This is a genomic window from Arenibacter sp. ARW7G5Y1 (assembly GCF_003201775.1).
Lineage (GTDB): Bacteria > Bacteroidota > Bacteroidia > Flavobacteriales > Flavobacteriaceae > Arenibacter.
In genome coordinates this window covers 166,499-185,768 of the sequence record NZ_QJJZ01000011.1, presented here as the reverse complement: position 1 = coordinate 185,768, position 19,270 = coordinate 166,499, and the positions used below count along the sequence as shown (strand labels likewise).

Annotated in this window: 19 protein-coding genes; 5 read left to right on the top strand and 14 right to left on the bottom strand. The window is 38.0% G+C overall.

Translation table 11 applies throughout. The annotated features are described in order from the left end of the window. From C7972_RS16250 to C7972_RS16220, 7 genes are all read right to left on the bottom strand, one after another. Positions 1 to 855, bottom strand: a complete 855-nt coding sequence (locus C7972_RS16250) for an SDR family oxidoreductase (protein WP_110357226.1) — start codon at positions 853 to 855, stop codon at positions 1 to 3. Positions 856 to 858: 3 nt separating this feature from the next. Then, positions 859 to 1,482, bottom strand: coding sequence for a ferric reductase-like transmembrane domain-containing protein (locus tag C7972_RS16245; protein WP_110357225.1), 624 nt, complete (start codon positions 1,480 to 1,482; stop codon positions 859 to 861). Position 1,483: 1 nt separating this feature from the next. Beyond that, positions 1,484 to 1,681 (bottom strand): hypothetical protein, encoded by a 198-nt coding sequence (locus tag C7972_RS16240; protein ID WP_110357224.1) that lies wholly within the window; start codon positions 1,679 to 1,681, stop codon positions 1,484 to 1,486. Positions 1,682 to 1,774: 93 nt separating this feature from the next. Beyond that, positions 1,775 to 3,202 (bottom strand): alkyl/aryl-sulfatase, encoded by a 1,428-nt coding sequence (locus C7972_RS16235; RefSeq protein ID WP_220020917.1) that lies wholly within the window; start codon positions 3,200 to 3,202, stop codon positions 1,775 to 1,777. Between the two features lie 253 nt (positions 3,203 to 3,455). Further along, positions 3,456 to 4,319 (bottom strand): helix-turn-helix transcriptional regulator, encoded by an 864-nt coding sequence (locus C7972_RS16230; protein ID WP_110357223.1) that lies wholly within the window; start codon positions 4,317 to 4,319, stop codon positions 3,456 to 3,458. Positions 4,320 to 4,376: 57 nt separating this feature from the next. Then, positions 4,377 to 5,996, bottom strand: a complete 1,620-nt coding sequence (locus C7972_RS16225; protein ID WP_110357222.1) for a M28 family metallopeptidase — start codon at positions 5,994 to 5,996, stop codon at positions 4,377 to 4,379. 373 nt (positions 5,997 to 6,369) lie between these two features. Then, positions 6,370 to 7,227, bottom strand: coding sequence for an alpha/beta fold hydrolase (locus tag C7972_RS16220; RefSeq protein WP_110357221.1), 858 nt, complete (start codon positions 7,225 to 7,227; stop codon positions 6,370 to 6,372). 55 nt (positions 7,228 to 7,282) lie between these two features. Here C7972_RS16220 and C7972_RS16215 point away from each other — a divergent pair, with 55 nt between their 5' ends. Then, positions 7,283 to 7,912 carry a TetR/AcrR family transcriptional regulator gene (locus C7972_RS16215; RefSeq protein WP_110357220.1) on the top strand — a complete coding sequence of 210 codons (630 nt, stop codon included), beginning with the start codon at positions 7,283 to 7,285 and terminating at the stop codon, positions 7,910 to 7,912. Here the strand turns inward: C7972_RS16215 and C7972_RS16210 are convergent. The 5 genes from C7972_RS16210 to C7972_RS16190 all read right to left on the bottom strand — a co-directional run bounded on the left by C7972_RS16210 (position 7,909) and on the right by C7972_RS16190 (position 10,903). Next, on the bottom strand, positions 7,909 to 8,490 hold the full coding sequence (locus tag C7972_RS16210) for a hypothetical protein (protein ID WP_146216340.1): 582 nt from the start codon (positions 8,488 to 8,490) through the stop codon (positions 7,909 to 7,911). The two genes, C7972_RS16215 and C7972_RS16210, sit on opposite strands and share 4 nt — an antisense overlap. 71 nt (positions 8,491 to 8,561) lie before the next feature. Continuing rightward, positions 8,562 to 9,131 carry a Crp/Fnr family transcriptional regulator gene (locus tag C7972_RS16205; protein ID WP_110357218.1) on the bottom strand — a complete coding sequence of 190 codons (570 nt, stop codon included), beginning with the start codon at positions 9,129 to 9,131 and terminating at the stop codon, positions 8,562 to 8,564. A 174-nt stretch (positions 9,132 to 9,305) separates the two neighbouring features. After that, positions 9,306 to 9,944, bottom strand: a complete 639-nt coding sequence (locus C7972_RS16200) for a hypothetical protein (protein WP_110357217.1) — start codon at positions 9,942 to 9,944, stop codon at positions 9,306 to 9,308. Next, positions 9,928 to 10,419: an RNA polymerase sigma factor gene (locus C7972_RS16195; RefSeq protein WP_110357216.1), complete on the bottom strand. Its 492-nt coding sequence runs from the start codon at positions 10,417 to 10,419 to the stop codon at positions 9,928 to 9,930. Before C7972_RS16195 ends, C7972_RS16200 begins: the two co-directional genes overlap by 17 nt. A gap of 31 nt (positions 10,420 to 10,450) precedes the next feature. Further along, positions 10,451 to 10,903 carry a hypothetical protein gene (locus C7972_RS16190; RefSeq protein ID WP_146216339.1) on the bottom strand — a complete coding sequence of 151 codons (453 nt, stop codon included), beginning with the start codon at positions 10,901 to 10,903 and terminating at the stop codon, positions 10,451 to 10,453. 879 nt (positions 10,904 to 11,782) lie between these two features. Between C7972_RS16190 and C7972_RS16185 the strand changes: the two genes are divergently transcribed. Then, positions 11,783 to 11,992, top strand: a complete 210-nt coding sequence (locus C7972_RS16185) for a hypothetical protein (RefSeq protein ID WP_110357214.1) — start codon at positions 11,783 to 11,785, stop codon at positions 11,990 to 11,992. Positions 11,993 to 12,025: 33 nt separating this feature from the next. Here C7972_RS16185 and C7972_RS24455 read toward each other — a convergent pair whose 3' ends face one another. Both C7972_RS24455 and C7972_RS16175 read right to left on the bottom strand, forming a co-directional pair. Continuing rightward, positions 12,026 to 12,226 carry a sigma factor-like helix-turn-helix DNA-binding protein gene (locus tag C7972_RS24455; protein ID WP_181422915.1) on the bottom strand — a complete coding sequence of 67 codons (201 nt, stop codon included), beginning with the start codon at positions 12,224 to 12,226 and terminating at the stop codon, positions 12,026 to 12,028. A gap of 184 nt (positions 12,227 to 12,410) precedes the next feature. Then, positions 12,411 to 12,959, bottom strand: coding sequence for an RNA polymerase sigma factor (locus tag C7972_RS16175; protein ID WP_110357212.1), 549 nt, complete (start codon positions 12,957 to 12,959; stop codon positions 12,411 to 12,413). 165 nt (positions 12,960 to 13,124) lie between these two features. Here C7972_RS16175 and C7972_RS16170 point away from each other — a divergent pair, with 165 nt between their 5' ends. From C7972_RS16170 to C7972_RS16160, 3 genes are all read left to right on the top strand, one after another. Next, complete coding sequence (locus C7972_RS16170; protein ID WP_110357211.1) at positions 13,125 to 14,282, top strand: FecR family protein; 1,158 nt, start codon at positions 13,125 to 13,127, stop codon at positions 14,280 to 14,282. Between the two features lie 130 nt (positions 14,283 to 14,412). Further along, on the top strand, positions 14,413 to 17,742 hold the full coding sequence (locus tag C7972_RS16165; protein WP_110357210.1) for a TonB-dependent receptor: 3,330 nt from the start codon (positions 14,413 to 14,415) through the stop codon (positions 17,740 to 17,742). A 30-nt stretch (positions 17,743 to 17,772) separates the two neighbouring features. Continuing rightward, the gene (locus C7972_RS16160; RefSeq protein WP_110357209.1) at positions 17,773 to 19,215 is read left to right on the top strand and encodes a RagB/SusD family nutrient uptake outer membrane protein; all 1,443 of its coding nucleotides are present in this window, start codon (positions 17,773 to 17,775) and stop codon (positions 19,213 to 19,215) included. The last annotated feature ends 55 nt before the right edge of the window (positions 19,216 to 19,270 follow it).

The window sequence follows — 19,270 nt, the reverse complement described above, 5'->3', positions numbered from 1 at the left end:
TTATGAATGCTTTTTATGGTAATTCCCTATCATGGCTAAAGGGGATTTATGTGGCCTTCCGGCCGCCTTTTCAAAATCGGAAACTACATCGTTGGCACCATTCGCAATTCCTTCATAAATACCGGATATGATAGTCCCTAGAAATTCTCCCAAGGCAGCTTGGCGTTCTTTTTTATAGTCTTCAAAGGAAACAGTGGCATATTTTAAATTGGTTTTATACACCTGATTGATATATTCCGCCAATTGGGTTTGGGTAATGGCTTCTCCAACTAGATTTAAGGTTTGTCCGTTTAGCTCCTCATTTAGAAGTAGTTGTGCGTAGGCAAAACCCAATTCTTCACGACTGGTATAAGCGCATTTTCCGTCTCCTGCGCAATTGGTAATCCTACCTTCCTCTACATAGGTATCAATGTATTCCAGGTCTGGTTCAATATAGATGCCATTTCTGCCAATAATCCATTGTAAACCCGAGTTGCGCACATCTTCTTCCGTTTGGCGATTGCTTTTTACCACCGGACTGAAGGCTGTATTTTCTTCATCGCCTACAATACTGGTGTATACTATTTTTTGTACTCCATTTAGCCTCGCCGCCTCTATCACATTTCGGTGTTGCTGAATTCTTTTTTGGGGTTGGTCCATTCCCGAAACCAATAACACTTTATCAACTCCTTTTAAGGCAACATCAAAATCTTCACGACTATTGTAATCGCCTTTTCTAACTTCCACGCCCAAGTGCTTGGCCTTTTCTGGCGTACGTGCAATGCCTATTACATTGTCCCTGCCAATTTCCTGAATCAGTGCCTTTGCTATTGAAGCCCCAAGGTGTCCGCTAACGGATGTTACTGCAATTTTCATGAGTTATATTTTTTTAATTTGTAATCGATATGCCATAATGCTTTCTTTAATAGGGGTTATTCTTATAATAAATCCCAAGCCAACAATTACCGCATAGATCAGCCAGGTTTTATCTAAAAGAGCTACATGAAGTAAACTCAGAATTATGGCAACATACGCCAAACTTTGCAATTTTTTCCACTTCGCCTTTAATCTTTTCATGGATTTTCTATTGGATGTATACAACAATGGTAGCAATATAAGTACCGCTATAAAGCCAGCAATGTAGTTGGCTTGGGTAAATGTTTCCAAAAGACCTTCGCCCCATACAAAAATGATGAAGTGCAGGATGCTCCATACCGCTGTAGCTATACCCATGGCTTGGCGTACAAAAAGGTTATTGACCCCAAATAGTATAAAGAAGGGGGTACAAGTAAGAACAGCTGTCATCCAACGTATTGCAAATTCACCGGAAATATGATACAACATTTCCAAAGTGGATCTTCCTTCACTTCCAGCACCTTCAATCAAGCTAATGGACAACCCATTGGAAAATTCGATATTAAACATACCAAAAATGATAAATAGGGGCAAGATGGCCAAAACGGCTACAATCATCCATCCGTAGTTTCGTTTTATAAAATTCATTCTATTTGTTTGTCGTTAAAACTTCCAATTCCTTTTCCAAGGATTCGGCTTTTTCCTTAAATTTTTCCATGGCTTTTTTAAGTTGAGATACTTTTTTAAAGAGTACGTCATCTTGAATGGCTACATAGGTGACTTGGCCATGTATTTCCTTTACTTTGGATTTGCCCCCACAGCTTGGGCAATCGGCAACTTGACTCATCGTTGTTTTTTTACCAAATAGCCATTGATTTGGCTATTTTAATAGGTCAATGTATTGTTAATATTGATGATTGAGCATACACAAAGAATGCTTTTACATCAAACTCTTCTCCAATTCATAAGAATAGGATAGGTAATAGTTTCTTGCGGGAGCATTGATTTGTTGTGCCGCCAGACTCCTTAATAGCCCTATTTTTATTTTTGTGACTTTTACCCTATCATAGTCTGTTTGAAGTAGATAGTCGGCCAATTCCAATCCCCACTGGTAATCACTTTTTTGGACAGCAGCACTCAACTGTTGAAACAATTTGTCTTCTCCACCAGCCAGTTCGGCCATACGTTTGGCCTCTTGTGATGAGGATAGGGGATTAAGGTTGGTAGGGTTGCCATCGAACCAGCCAACATAGTGTAGAAATATAGATCTAACACCCCATGGCACCGAACCATAAAACTCTTGTAAGTTGGGTTGATTTATCAATGAATCGGCCAATTTAACGCTGTCAACGGTTTGCTGAAGGGTATAGCCCTTGTTCATGGCATCTATGGTTTGTTGATAGACGCTAAGGATTGCCGTAGCGTAGTTTTTGAGATTGTCATGGACAAGTACTTTTCCTGAGATAGGACGTGTATGCCCGGGTACAAGGTATTCCACTGGGTAGGTGCTCATTTTTTGAATAGATTCGCCCCATGATTTTACATCCCTATATTGGGATCCCCGAATGGCATAAAGGTTTGGAAATGATTTATAGTAATTATCACCAGTAAATAATGTGTTAAGGTCGGGAATCCAAACGAAGAGCTCGTCATTTGTTTCCCCATCAGCGGCATGCAGTTGAATATCTACGCCGGCAAGCTTAAGGGTTATGGAGTCCTGAAATGTAAGGTTAGGTGCAATATATCCTTTCCCAGCCCTATCAGTAGGTGTTATACCTGCAGCAACACCTCTGTTAATGATATCTTTAGCGGGTAAATCGCGACCAAACTGACGAATGTTTCGCTGTTTTAAAATGGGCTCTACCGGTGAGCGCTCCTGTAATTCATCCTTAAACCCTGCTCTTGCAATGATTTTTACCTCCTTGTTATGGCCGATAAAAGCTGATGTACCTCCAGTATGATCCAGATGGCCATGCGTATAAATTAAGGCTTTCACAGGTTTATCTGTGATATTCCGGAATTCTTGCGCTACCTTCTCTGCAGCACCCAAGGCACGTAGTGCATCGATTATCACTACCCCTTGATCTCCAATAACCATGGAGGCGTTAGAACCATCATATCCCACGGCCACATAAACCTTGTCGTTTAATTTGATGATTTCTGGAATAAATTCGGCACTCTGATTCTTTAATTTGGTGATATTCGGATGTTCTTGATCCTGCACTTGTGATGTATTTTGATTTGGCGAATTATGACATGCCTGCATCAAAATAATTCCCAAAATAAGCAAAGCCCCTTTAATAATTACATGGTTTCTGATTGTTTTAAAGGAATATGTAACCGCTATTCGATTTTTCAATTTGTTCATATCAATAGATTTAATTTGAAGACTTGTTTAATTCCTTACAAAATTCGCATTAATAGAAATTTTGGGAAAGGTGAATGATTTGATAAAAATGGTAAATGTGAAACCAATACTTAATCAGTTCCATAAATAGAATAGGGGTAGGGTTGTTTTTGGAGTAGTGTGAGTTTTGGTCGACAAAAATTTATGTTACTGGATCACACTGGGAGGTAAGCAAATCTTAGGGTGAAAATGGCAAAGACAAGGAACCAGATCATTATAATTCAGCCTTAAATTGTTTGGGGGTAGTGCCAGTATGTTTTTTGAAAAATTTGGTAAAATTGGTCACTTCGTCAAAACCCATGGCATAACCTATTTCCTTTAAACTAGCACTTGTACTGGCTATGGCCCTTTTTGATTCGAGCGTTACAAAATCATCAATAAAATGTTTGGCCGTGTTCAAGGTAAATTCTTTAACAATCAGGTTTAAATGTTTGGTAGATACCTGTAGCATTTTTGCATAGTCCTTTACGTTCCGGGTCAGGGTATATTGTTTTTCCACCAAATTTTTAAAATCAAGAAATATAGAATAATGTTGGTGGTTCTGCTTTGGCAGTTGGGCAGAATGTGTAAATCTTTCCAATCGTAGCAGGTATAATTCTAGCATGGCGCCTACAATGTTCCTTTGTGCGTAGGTGTTTTCTGCCTCCAGTTCAAGCAGTATCTCCTCTATGAAGGCTTCATTTAAATTTCCCCCATGCACTAGTGGTCTGGAAATATGATAATTATACAGATGGGAAATAAACTCAATGGACGATTTGGAAAAATAATTCAGAACAAATTCTTCTGTAAATAAAATAAGAAATCCGTCATAATCTGGATCTTCCTGAAAGGCATGAACCTGACCCTTGGCTATTTTTAATACCGTCCCTTTTTTTAAGGGAAATTCCTTTAAATCAATTTGATGATATCCTGCCCCATCCGAAACAATTAACAAGGCAAAAAAGTTAACTCTATGTGGCAAGTTGGGATTATGTTCCAGACCTCCCTTAATTTTGGCGAACAACTTGGATAAATGAAGAAACTCGAATTCTTTTTCGTTCTCTTCGCTCTCGAATGATATGTTGGGAATAGTGTTCAAAAGGGTTGAATTAACGAGTGGATTGGGTTTTAAATATGAAGATGTAGGGTACCGTAATTATTGCTCCCTTGCCGCCTTAAACTCACTTCCCTCATACCATTTGGGAAAATAATCTTCATTGGATAATTTTAACCCAACCTTAAAAAGTAATTGTAAATCCAATTGAACCCCACTTAATTCGGTTGTTTCAGGATGGTATTCATCCGAGGGTTGATGGTATTTATGGATACGGTAATAATCATTATAGGCCTTTATTTCCTCAATATTTTTTTCAAATCCTTCATAAGCGCCACTTGCGTACAGAGCGGGGATACCAATTTTTGCAAAATTAAAATGATCCGATCTAAAGAAATATCCTTTTTCAGCTTCCGGGTCCGGAATAATGTATCTGTTCTGTTCCATGGCTGCCGCTTTTGCATATTCATCCATTTCGGAATGCCCATAACCTGTAATGGTTAGGTCCTTCATTTTTCCCGGGCTATCTAGGGCATCAATATTTATATTTGCCACTGTTTTTTTCGGATCAAAAATGGGATTTTCCGCATAATAGGATGAACCCAATAAACCTTGTTCTTCTCCAGTAAGGGCTATGAACGCAATGGAACGGTTCGTGGGATTACTCTTTTGGAAGGCTTCTGCTATGGCCAACAGACCAGCAGTACCGGAAGCATTGTCGACAGCACCATTGTAAATGGAATCCCCATCAATTGCTTTTCCAACGCCAAAGTGATCCCAATGTGCAGAGTAAATAATAACTTCACCCTTCCTATCGGTACCGGGTATAAGTGCGACTACATTTTTGGATACATCTTTTTTAATTTTGTTTTGAATGGAAACGGAAACTTTTAAGTCTAACGGAATAGGTTTGAAGTCTTTATTACTGGAAAGGGTTTTATAGTCAAGACCTTTCATAGTGGAAACATCGAACATTTTTTCTGCACTGTCACCACTTATCCACGACTCAACATCCAAGAGAGGCAAATCGCTTTCGATGATCAATCTGGCGCCCGTCCATCCAGATTCAATAACATTCCAACCGTAGGAGGCCGGCTCGGTATCATGGATAATTATAAGTCCATCGGCACCTTGTCTGGCAGCTTCCTCATATTTGTAGGTCCAACGTCCATAATAGGTCATTTCATTACCTTTGAACAAGGTTGAATCTCCGGATTTAAAACCAGGATCGTTAATTAGAACTACGGCTGTTTTACCTTTCCAATCAATACCTTCGTAATCGTTCCATCCATATTCTGGGGCAACAATGCCATAGCCTGCAAAAACAAGGTCGGAGTTGTCTAGGCCTACATTTGTTGAGATCTTATTGGTGGTGGCCACAAAATCCTTTAATACATCCAATTGGAATTTTCCGTTTTTGCCAGAAATCACCATATTTTCGGACGGAGTTCCTGTTATTTCAACCATGGGCACATTTTGAAAATAGCTATTTCCATTGCCGGGAAGTAGCCCTAGCTTTTCAAATTCTTCTTTTAGATAGTTAACCGTTTTTACTTCCCCTTCGGTAAAGGGTTTTCTGCCGAGAAATGCATCAGAAGATAAACGTTCAATATGATTGCCTAAGGTGGTTAGGTTTACCTCCGCCGGATCGGTAGTATTTTTCTTGTCATCTGCACAACTTGTAAATAATATAAAAGCCAGAAATTTTAGGTAATTTTTCATATATAACATATTGGTAAAGCATGGATGATTTGTATATGGAACGCAGTTTATATCATCTCTAATGACAGTGGACTGGCAAATAAGTAAATACAGAGCTGCTTTTTTACATTATACCAAATTATAAAAATTAACGGACTTGCTAATACTTATTTGCCAGGTTTAAAATAAATGTCCAGTTAACAACTTAATGCGGTCTCCGTTTTTGTTCTAAGGTATAGGGTGTTACCATGTTGTAAAAGACAGGGTCAAAAGAGTTATGGCACAATATAGGGATCAATGATGCCGCTTACAAAATATCCATACAGATATCAATAGCCCCCTGAATATGTTGGGAATATAGGAGCTCTCTGTATTTACACATCAATGCAGTACTTTACTTTTTCAATATCATTTTCTCAATGATATAATTATCGGTTTTGTTTTGAACATGCTTGGAGTTTTCCAACAAAATTACTCTTTGTAAGGAGGGAAAAATCTTTTTGGCGCGTGTTAGCATTTTCGCCCCTGGAAACATAATGTCCTTTTTTGCGGCAATTAGCGTAATAGGAGTACTTATTAATTTGGCTTCTTCTTTCTTTATAACAGGAACAGGAGTAAAATCCATTTTAAAATGTATAAATACCTTTGCCAAATATTTAAGAGCAAAATTATCTGGCTCAGTAAAAAGGGTTGTTAAAAATTTTTCAAGGTATTTGGTCTTATGGGTTCTTATATAAAGTTTCATAGGAATAAATACTTTCAGCAGTAAAACAAATGGGTTTCCATTGACTATGAAGGCAGGGGCCGATAAAAATACCTCTTTGATCTTTTTTTCATTCTGGATCAATGTTTTGAGTATGATCAGTCCCCCAAAGGAAAATCCGGCCATGGTCACATTATTTAGGTTTAGCTGATTGATAATGTCATTGATCCATATGCCATAACTGTGGTCCTTCATACTCAATCTAGTTTCTGCACTTTTATTTGGTTGGGCAAGAACGTCTACGGCAAAGACTTGAAAATCTTTATGTAGGTTGGGATAGGTTTCCAAAGCGATGGGAGCACAGCCATTGGAGCCATGAATTAGCATTATCGGTGGCTTTGATGCATCTCCTGTGACGATAATATTGGTTTTCCCAAATTCAGTATCAATAATTTTGTAATTATAATCTATGTCTAAATCCTTTATTTTTTGTTCATAAAGATTTATAATCTCTTTTTGACCTATTTCTGATTTATATAACGAATTCATTTTCGTAATTTTAGGACAAATTTACTAATAATTTATTTTTAGGACAAGTTTACTAATGAGTAAGAAAAAGAAATTGATATTGGAAGCCGCCAGGACTTTATTTAACGAAAATGGCTATCATGATGTCACTATAAGAATGATTGCTTTAAAAATGAATATGAGTTCGGGAAACTTAAATTATCATTTCAAAAAACGGGAGGATATTTTTGAAGCCTTATATTTTGATATGGTTTTGGAATTTGACCAAAGAATCGATGTGTTGCCGAATATGGAAATCTCCATTGAACAGCTTAGAAATGATGTGGAGCGCAGCATGAAGAGAATGTTGGATTATACTTTTTTTTGGACGGATTTGTACAATCTTCTTTCGATAAGTGATAGGGTGAAGGGACATTTCCAAGAGGTTTACAAAAAAAGGATAAGTGGGTGTTTTTTGCTATTTGAAAAATTGCAACAAAAAAACTTGATGAGAGCGGCATCATATGAAAGGGAATATGATTTTTTAGCGGAAAGAATGATCAATTACGGTAACACTTGGTTGTATTCCAGTCGGCTTTATGCCAATAAATTGGATGCCCACCAAATAGATTATCATGTGAATACCTACTTAAGTATATTATTTCCGTTTCTTACTTCCCACGGCAAAAGGGAATTTCAAAATCTATTACCGGAGCTTTTTGGTTAATGGGTTGTTATGTGCTTATTGTTGCGCCCAAGAATTTTAACTCTAAACCATTTGATAGTATATATTAAAATGGCTATCCAGGCAATTGAAGTCAGTACTCCTTTTAAAACAGTAAAGGTAGTTGACAGAAAAACGATGGCATCAGTGAGCTCTATTGTTTTCGTAATCATTAAAATGACACAAATATTTTCTGCATAATCAAAGATCATCGCCAAGAACGGAACAACCAATAGTATGGATGTTAGCTTACTTGCAGTTTTGGATATTATAAAAAGACGAAACAAAAGGCTGCTTAAAAATAGCGCCAATAGAAAAGGATAGAATAGATCCAACAAGGTCAATTGCGGAAAAAGGTAAAGGGCCCTGGTTTCATTATTCAAGGTATCCACAATGGATGCTGCTTCGGAAATATTATATCCAAAAGTTTGGAGGTCAAAGACTTGGGTTCCAATTTGATTATTGATTACGGGCAAAGTAAATATCCACATCAGGAGTAGTACCAAGTGACTTGCAACGAATGAAATACAAATGTTCCTAACAGAGGACGTTTGGAAGAGCAGGGAATTTAAAATGGTCATAAAGGTTGTTTTTTGATTAAAAATCAAAGGTGGCCATTTCGTAGGGAGATTCCATTAACAAATGTTAAGCGTTAAGATTGTGTTCTTAATCTACTTAAAGAAATTGTGGTTATCCCCAAATAGGAAGCTATGTCGGTATGGGGTACAAGGTTTTCAATATTCGGAAAAGTATCTCTCAGAAGCTGCAACCTATCCTTGCCTTTAAGGGAAGCGAATGCTATTTCTTTTTGAACCTTCCCCATTAGTTCATTCCTCAATACGGTATTGCCGAAATGTCTTATTTCAAGGTCTTCCACCATTAGTTTTTCAAATTCTTCTGCATTAATAGTGGCTATTACGGCATCGGTCAACGCCCGTATATTGATAATGGATTTTCCGTCTTTACGTCTTGTTGTATTAGGTGATATTATGGAACCCGGCATAAAGAATGATATGGTTACATCCTCTCCTTCCGGGGTATAAAGAAAACTTTTGCAGATTCCCTCAAGGATAAAGTACTCCAGATTATTGTTTTGTCCAACTGCGGTAATTAGCTCTCCTTTTTTTACATCAATAGATTCTGCCAATTCCTGGATTTTTGCTAAGGATCTATTGGGAATAGGGGTTATGGAATTAATGATGGAACCAATTTTGTCGTACATCTCTAAGCGTTAAAATAATCGGCCTAATCCGTTATAATCTAATTTGCAGCGGTTTTAAGGCTTGGATAATAAGGATGTAAGTTAGCATTATTTAAAAAACGAAGCCTGAAAAATCCTTTATTTTCCCATTACCTTATTTTGGTGTATTTCCCGTTTGCATTTTATAGCTAGGAGTTATTCATTTCTCAATTGCTCCATTTCAACCACGGCCAAGTCGAGTTTTTTTAATATTCCCCCATAAATTGTTTTTACATCCCTTCTATGAATGGCCTTACTGAAAATACCCATCAGAACAGCCGCAATTATAATGATAATGGTGGTATGGATATGCAGTCCGAACACCAAATCATTTGATTTGGCTGCGACCATTTCCCGCTTGCCTGCAAACATATCGGAAAACCAAATGCCAAAGTAGAAAACAAGAATTAAGACAGGATATACTACCCTATACATTTTTCCATACCGATCGATGGATTTGGATATCCAATCCTTAAAGGATTTTAAAAAAGTATAACTGCTTTGCCCTTTATCTATGTTTTCCAAAGCCTGTAATTCTTGGTAAGCGGTGTATGCAACCCAGAACATCATTGTCAGCACAATACTGCCTGCCAGCAAAGCTCCAACGAAAAAGGACGCAATAAAAAGGAGGGAAGAGCCAATGATGATTCCCCATATATTGATCAGGAACATCCTTTTGAATTTTTCAATGATATGAATCGACTTCTTGTTGTATATATCATTTACCTTAGGGGCAATTAAAGCATCCCTATTTAGGAAGCCTTCTTTCCAAATGTTTTCAATTGATTTTTCCATCCAATATTTTTTTAAGTCGTACTTTAATTCGTTGTATGCGGACCCCAATGTTATTTGGGTTGGTGCCCATGATATCTGCAATTTCCTGATAGGATTTTTCTTCTAGATAAAGTAAAATAACCCCCCTGTCAACCTCGGACAGTTGTCTGATTGCAGCATAAAGTTGCTCTAGGGAATCGTCGATAAAAACACGGGGCTCATCCAATATATCGGGGGGTAGCCTATCCGAGGCTATAGGCCGGTGGTTTTTTTTCTGTTTCTTCAACATGGTCATACTTACATTAAGAGATAGTCTATAGACCCATGTAGACCACTCGGAACGTCCCTGAAAGTTATTTCTGCTTTTCCAAATTTGCAAGCACACCTCCTGATAATAATCTTCAAAATCTTGCTGTGTATTGGTATATGCCCTGCATATCTTTATGATAATTGCGGCATAGGGCAAAATGGAAGATGTATAAAAATCGTTGCTCACTCTTTTAGTTTAATGGCTTGGTTAAGGTGGGTTATATCATCTTCCCAGCAGCCTTGGCCTGAGAATCCAAATGACGTCCTATGACCAGGCCGATCAGCATTCCGAGGGCAATGCCGAACGATATGCCCATAGACCGTTCAAAATTCGAAAGTACCACTATTCCAAAAATAATTCCAAAAGATGATCCCAATCCTATACCCAGGTTAGTGTAATATCCCTTAGGCGTCAAGGAAAAAGTATCCTTCAAATATTTTTGAAACTGCTTGAATCTTTTGCTGTAATATTTTTTATTTTTTGCTGTACTTTCATTTAAATCAAGAACATCCAAGTGCTGTTCTATATATCGAATTTCAGAGTCCGTTAAATCACTGTTCTCCAAACTTATCAATATCTGAATGAACTTTTGATATGTTTTAATTTCCGCCTTTACATTGGTTTTGGATTCCAATCCTTTAAAATGTTCCAGTGCATTTTGTAGTGTCATAATTTTAATCTTTTCTTGGTTAGTGGCTAAAGACATAGATTATTACACCCTATGGATATTTTTTTTTAAAATAGATGTTTTTTACTGGATCAATCCCAAAAATCGACTGTGAATTAGTATAGTTAGAATAAACTATCCCAGAATTTGAATTCTGTTCATTTTTTGCATCGCCCTAATGCCTAGCATTCATGAATACCATTAAACATCAATAGACCAGCTGATGAATAAAAAACGACCAGGGCCGAATAACCAAGGTACGGTGTACCTTGGTTAGGAGGAGCCAGCTGTAGCTTAGAAAAAATAACTTATATCTACGCCTACCTCAAGGTAGACAGCCCTTCCATCTTCCGATGTGGAAACCACATTATTTAAGACGAAATTGAAGATTCACGAAATCCGATAAAAAACCTGTCTGCCGAATAGGCAGGCAATAACAACCAATTGGGGAAAATGAAAGAAGGTGGTATTCTTGAACCTACTTCATCAGTTTCATAGAACAGCAATGAAATCAGGTATTCCATAAGAACTTTCCTCAATAGAATAATTAAGTACAATCTTTATTTGCCTGTAAAAATGCTCCTAAATATATGGGTCCTAAACTTGTGCAATAGGCGGTGTAGGGGGGGCACACTTCCGTTTTTCCCCTAACAAAGACCACTTTCTGGCTTTATTCAATTATGTTCAAAAATTAATTAGGAAAAATGAAGCCACCTTATAAATATAGAAAAAATAGGAATTGAAGACCTATTATGGAATTCTTATGACCCAATTATTTGCGTGTTACATGTCTTATATACTTGGTTACATACGTAGTATTTAAAAATAATCTTTTTGAATAGTTTAGGGACTGTAATTGGAAACTATCTAAACACAGAGAACATGAAAACAAAATTTTTATTTATTCTGGCCATTTTTTCTTTATTATTAATGGGTAATTCCTGTGCAAGCGACAATGAAGCTTGTCAAGAGGATCCTGAAGTTTGTGCTTGCTTAAACAATCCTCTAAGATGTGTTTCTCCGGTAGGAACTAATGAGGTGCCTTCAGATTCCCTTAATGCTGTATCCAAACTCCCCGTTAGAAAAGAATAAAAATTGTAAGGCCAGATTTTTTGCGAACCATTGTCAGTGAAAAAAAATTAAAAATACCAGGAGCAAATTATTTTTCTTGTTCTTGAACCATTTTTTTATGCTTTGGGTAGCGCGACTAATATGTTTTTCCACAGCCTTTTCGGAAATATTCAATTGGGCGGCTATTTCCTTGTGTTTATCTCCGGGTATCGTAGGTACACCATATTTGAATGTAAAAGCTATTCGTCCGGTCAATATTGAAATTAGACTTGCTGTTTTCAGATTGTCGTTTCGGTGTCGGAGTATTCAATCCCACCTAGTGAGTAAAGGTGTGATCTTTTTTAAAGGATTGCCCAACACCTAAAAACTTGAATTGAGTTGATTGAGTTGCAAAAGGAACAATGGGAAACTATTGTTCCTTTTTATATAGGAAAAACGCTTATCCCAAATACTTTGAAGCCGCATTGAATATTACCATTAAAATCTGTTTATCACTTTTAAATTCCTCCCGGATTTTTTTATATGCTATCCGCATCTGGCTTTCCACCGTTTTCTCTGAAATATTGAGTCGCGAGGCAATTTCCTTGTACTTTAATCCATCCCTTTTATTAAGCAGTAATATCTCCCGACACTTGGGGGGTAATTTGTCAACAACCATTTTTAACTTTTTAATTTTATGGTCAACATGGCTTACTTCTTCCATAAGGCTCTCTTTGGCCATATTGTATTTAAGCTCATCAAAGATTTTATTTTTCCGTTGATTTTTCCGGTAAAGATCTATAAAGGAATTATAGGCGGTGGTAAACAAAAAGCTCTTTAAGGCCGGACTTTCCACTAAATCAGGGCGCTTTTGCCATAAAGTAATAAAACAGTTTTGGACTATATCCTTGGCCTGGTCGTGATTGTTCGTAAGTGTTTTGGTATAGGCTAGCAGTGGTCCGTAAAGTTGCTCAAATACTATTTTAAAGACATCTTTTTGCTGCGGCATTTTGGATTATAAGTCCCTCAATGTATAAAGGGGGTGGTTAATAAAGTTAGCTGGTTTGTCACAAATATGAAAAATATATTTGCCTTTTTTAAGGGTTTTTTGTTTTCTGTTCGTTTCCGCTAAGAATACGCAATTTAATGTGTTAATAATTAAGGGAAATCAAAATTGAGGAAATTAATAAATAAATACTTGGATGATTCCATTGATGGTGTTGAAATGGAGCGACTTAAGGTTTGGTTGGAAAAGGAAAAAAACCAAAAGAAGTTCAAGGCCATTGTAGAAAACCATTATCAATTGAATTTAGGTCTACAGGAAGTGGATTTGGAAAAGGAGTATTCCCTACTGTTGCATAAAATCCAGGACAATAGGATTGCACAAAGACGATCCAGTACCATATGGTATCAACGGGCCGCAATTCTTATAGCCCTGTTCGGGATAGGTTATATAATGTATTTAACCCTGGGCAAATCCGATGAACCATATATAGATGCCAATGCCATTACCATTAAACAGGAGGATGGAAATATTCAGGTTATTAAGGAAGATGGCAGTGTAGTAATTGTTGATAGCTCGGGTAAAGTTGTTGGCCGGCAAGATGGAGGTGAATTGGATTATAAAAATGTAGCGACTTCCAATTCCAACAATCAAGTTGAAGAAAGTCTTGTCTATAACGAATTGGTGGTGCCCAATGGGAAGAAAATGAAATTGATTCTTTCCGATAGTACCATAGTCCACATTAATTCCGGCACCCATTTTAAGTATCCCGTTCGATTCTTAAAAAATCAGAATAGAAAAGTTTTCTTGGACGGGGAAGCCTTTTTTGAAGTGTCTGAAGACAAGAACAACCCCTTTATCGTTAACACCGATGATATTAATATCCGTGTACTGGGAACCAAGTTTGATGTTAGTTCCTATGCAAACGATGACACTGTTAGCACTGTATTGGTAGAAGGTGCTGTTGAATTGTACCAGACCAGAGGGGAACTAAGGGATAAGGACAAATATTTACTGGCTCCAGGGCAAATTGCGTCTTGGAAAAAATTGGAAAACGATATGGATATCGCAGTGGTCGACGTAAATGAATATACTTCCTGGATCAATGGGCAGATCATATTTAAGATTAGACCATTTCCAGAAATTTTAAAGGTGTTGGAGCGCCATTATGATGTTTCCATTACCAACAATTACAGACTTTTGGACAGTCAGCAATTTTTTGCAAAGTTCGATACGGAGACTATTGAACAGGTAATGACCTATTTTCAGAGTAGTATCCCTTTTTCATATATCAGGGTAGGAAATAAAATTGAAATAAACCAACCTTAAATAACAGTTGCCTATGATTTAACATTCTATTGACCCATCATCTTATAACATAAAAAAATCGGGATATGCTGCTACATACCCCGATAGTAAAAGGTGATTAAAATATTAACCACAAAAACTAAACAAAAGTATGAATAAAAAAAACATTCGTTTGGGAATGCAGCATGCATTGTATCCCAATATCAGTTTAAAAATGAAGTTAACCACTCTTTTTTTAATAATTGCCTTATTTAGGGTACAGGCCAATACCTATTCACAGGTTGCCAAGATTACTTTGGATCTCGATTCCGTTGGATTAATGACGGTATTTGAGGAAATTGAAGCAGGTAGTGAATATAAATTTTTAGGAAACCAGGACGTAATAGATAGGGACCGAGTGGTTTCAGTACACGTTAAAAAGGAAAGGATCCACAAAGTATTGACCGATTTGTTTTCTGGAACCAATATCTCCTTTAGAATATTGGATAGACAAATTATCCTGAAGAATGAACCGAACCTGCAAACGCAGTTTGGCCCAATGCCTAAAATTGATAAGATTGCCAAACCACAACTAACGGTAAGTGGAACAATTGTAGACAATAACGGAACTCCACTTTCGGGTGCCAATGTTGTGGAGAAAGGTACAGTGAACGGGGTAACAGCCGATTTTGATGGACAATTTGAAATAGAATTGTCCTCGGCCAATCCAGAATTGGTGGTATCCTATCTTGGTTTTGCTACTAAGGAGATATTGGTCAACGGACAAACCAACATGACTATAACCCTGCAGGAAAGTGCCGCTGGACTGGAAGAGGTTGTGGTAGTGGGATATGGACAGGTAAGGAAAAGTGACCTAACCGGTTCTGTAGCTTCCATTAAAGGTGAAGCCGTTAGTTTGCAGGCGGTGGGCAATCCGGTGCAGGCACTGTCCGGAGTAGCTACGGGAGTTCAGATTCTACAAAATTCAGGACAACCAGGTAGTGGTCTAAGTGTCCTGATCAGAGGGGGAAATTCACTTTTGGGGGGTAACAATCCTTTATATGTTGTTGATGGCTTCCCTATTATCGGAGATCTAAGTTCCATCAATCCCAATGATATTTTATCAATAGAAATTTTAAAGGATGCTTCTTCTACCGCAATTTATGGGGCAAGAGGAGCAAATGGAGTGGTTATTGTTTCCACAAAGAAAGGCAAGGAAGGCAAGACTTCCATTGAATACAATGGATATACCGGATTCCAAAAAGTGAATAACACCATAGACATGTTAAACGCCAAGGAGTTTGCTACCCTTGCCAATGTGAGGGCCTCCAACGATAACATAGCTCCTTATTTTACCAATGCTGAAATTGCATCCTTTGAAAATGGTACCAACTGGCAAGACGAAATATTTCAGAATGCAGTGATTCAAAACCATTCAATAACAGTTTCGGGAGGTAATGATAAAACGGTGTTCAATGTTTCTGGTAATTATTTTAATCAAGAGGGAATTATCATAAACTCGGGTTACGAATATTTACAATTAAGATCTAGCCTGGAGCATAAGATCAATTCCAAATGGAAGGTTTCATTTAATAATATATTGAGTAGAAAGAAAAACAATAATATATTCAGTAATAATACAGAACGGGGAGCTGGTGTGTTGAGCGGGGCCCTTATTTCCCCACCTACAGTTTCTGTGTTTAACAGTGATGGTGAATATAGCAATGTTAGACCTTATGCCTTTAGTCCGGATATAGTGGAGAACCCTGTGGCCATGGCATTGGAAAGGAAACAATTATCCAGGGAGAATGCATTACTGCTCAATATAATTGCAGAAGGTAAAATCACCAAGGATTTGGTGCTGTATTCTTCTATAGGGGTGCAATATGAGAATACTAGGGGCGACAATTACTCCCCATCAATATTTCAACCCTCCGCAACAGGATCCGCCTCAATTTCCTATAGGGAATTTACGGATATAGTTAACGAGAACCTATTGACGTATTCCAAGGAAATTAATAACGATCACGATCTAAAAGTTATGGGAGGGATCACTTCCCAAAAAACATCAAATCAATCCTTAAGTGCTTCTTCTACTGGATTTTTATCAGATATTCTTGAGAATAACAGCATACAGGCTGGTAGTTCCCCTGGAACCCCTATTTCAGCAAGTAGTGAATACTCCATACTTTCAGGTTTAGGAAGACTAAACTACGGTTATAAGGGTAAATATTTACTTACTACCAGTATACGGGCCGATGGTTCTTCTGTATTCGGCAAAGCAAATAAATGGGGTTACTTCCCTTCCGCAGCCCTGGCATGGCGGGTAAGTGAGGAGAATTTTTTAAAGGAAAACGATCTTATTGGCAATTTAAAGTTAAGGGCCAGTTGGGGTAAAACCGGGAATACGGCAGTTTCACCATATCAATCGCTCTCTATACTATCCAGTTCCCAAACCGTCTTTGACGACAATATTAATATAGGGTATGCACCGGGAAGTTCTATGCCAAACCCCAATCTAAAATGGGAAACTACGGCTCAAACAGATTTTGGGGTCGACTTTGGATTATTTAGAAATAGATTTCAAGTTACTTTTGACTACTACTATAAAAAGACAGAAGATCTGCTGGCTTCCATACCCGTTATTTTGTCATCTGGATATACTTCCCAAACCACAAATTTGGGCAGTATGGAAAATAGAGGATTTGAAGTATCATTGGATTCAAGGGTTTTGGAAGGAGATTTCAGTTGGGACCTAGGGGTTAATTTTTCGTCCAATCGCAACAAGGTATTGAGTTTGCCCGAAGGTGGCGATATTTTTGGAGTTGGACTAGGAAATGCACTTCCTGCAATGAGTTTGGTTCGTGAAGGCCATCCCGTTGGAGTCTTTTATGGCCTCGTGGAAGACGGACTCACCGATGATGGGCTGATCAATTACGTTGATACGGATGTAAATGGTACCATCAATAGTTTGGACAGACAAATTATAGGGGATCCAAACCCGGACTTTATTTTTGGGATCAATAGCAATATGAGCTATAAGAACTTCGGATTAACAGTATTGGTAAGTGGTTCCCAAGGTAACGATATACTAAATTACAATTTGTCCAATGTGGCGGATGGATTTAGTTTCGGAATTAATCAGATTCGAGATGTTTTAGGCAATTATTGGACAGCAGAGAATCCCGATCCAAATGCCAAATATCCAAAGATAAGTTCCAATACAAGATACCAAGGTTCGGATAGGTTCATTGAAGACGGCTCCTATGTTCAAATTAAGAATGTACGCCTGTCATATACCTTGAAAGGGGATACTTTTAAATCCTTGCCAATTCACAATTCTCAGATATTTGTTAATATACAGAATCTGGCCACCTTTACGAATTATTCATTTTATTCACCTACACTCAATACTCATGGAGGTGGGATTTCTAAAGGGATAGATCAGTTCGGATATCCTGACACCAGGACGTTCATGTTAGGTGTTAGAATTAACTTATAAATATTTATTACTAAAATATTAGAAAATATCATGAAAAAAATACTATCATATACACTAATTTTTCTGTCCATTATATCGTGCAGCGATTTCCTGGATGAAGTTCCTGAGGACAGACTTACTGAGAATAACTTTTACGGCAATATGGATGATGCCGTAGCCGCCGTAAATGCCATTTACGTCCCCGCCAGGAATAATTTCAGATCGCTTTATATGCTAATGCTCGATATCCAGGCAGATTATGCAAATGGAAGGGGTTCAACACAGCCCTTAGGTGAGTATCAGGGATTTGACCAAACCAATATCAATAGGGCCGGTACCATGTGGGAGCGCTTTTATCAAAGCATCAGAAACGCCAACATTGCCATTTCCATGATCGATAATATTGATCTATCCGATACGGACAAAAAAGCTTTGATAGGTGAAGCCAAGTTTATGAGGGCCTACTGCTATTATCATCTTGTGAGAAATTGGGGAGGCGTTCCAATTTACCTGGAAGAAGAAGGGGAAGATACAGGTCGCAGAACAGTTGAAGAGGTATATCAAGTTATTATAGACGATTTAAAAGCAGGTGAAACCGATTTGCCGGCTACCCCGACCCAGTTTGGAAGACCTTCAAAATGGTCCGCAAAATCAATGCTTGCCGAAGTTTACCTAGACCACAAAGACTATGGTTTATCTAGGGATAAAGCACAGGAAGTAATCGATTCTGGAATGTTTTCGTTGATTGAGGTAGCAGCCAGCGCCGATTTCAATAATATTTTCGGACCCTCTGTGAATGGTTCCTCTGAAGAGATTTTTTACATGAAGTTTAGCCATCAGGATGGCTGGGGATGGCCTATGAACCTATTATGGAGTGAAACGCAATTTTCTCCCTTCGGTAATTATGTTATTTATTCCGTACCTGGACCATTTTTTGACAATTGGGACGATGCCGATCTGCGAAAGGAGTGGAACGTATTTACAGAGTATGTAAATAGGAGTACAGGGGAATTGGAAACCTTGCCGTCTTCTACCCCAATTCTATGCAGTAAATTCAGGGATCCAGATTCCCCGGAAAGGGAAGGTCACGCCAATGATTATCCAATTTTGCGATATGCCGATGTTCTGCTAATATATGCGGAAGCTTCTGCAATGGCCGATAATTCGGTATCCGCCTTGGCTCTTGAAAGCTTGAATAAAATAAAAAGGAGAGGTTATGGGTATCCCACCAACCTAGCCTCACCGGTTGATTACCCAAGTAGTGGGTGGACGGCGGAGTCTTTTAGGGAAACTGTTTTACAGGAAAGGGCTTACGAACTTTATATGGAAGGAAAACGATGGTTCGACCTAAAACGTACTGATAAAGCCAAAGAATTGGTCTTACAGAACACAGGGAAAACCGTACAGGATGTTCATTTATTGTGGCCCATTCCACAACAGGAAATAGATACTAATCCAGATATCAGCCAGGCTGACCAAAATCCGGGCTACTAGTGTTTTAAAATTTGGATCGGAGAAGTGGTCTTTTGCCGCTTCTCCGATTTAATAT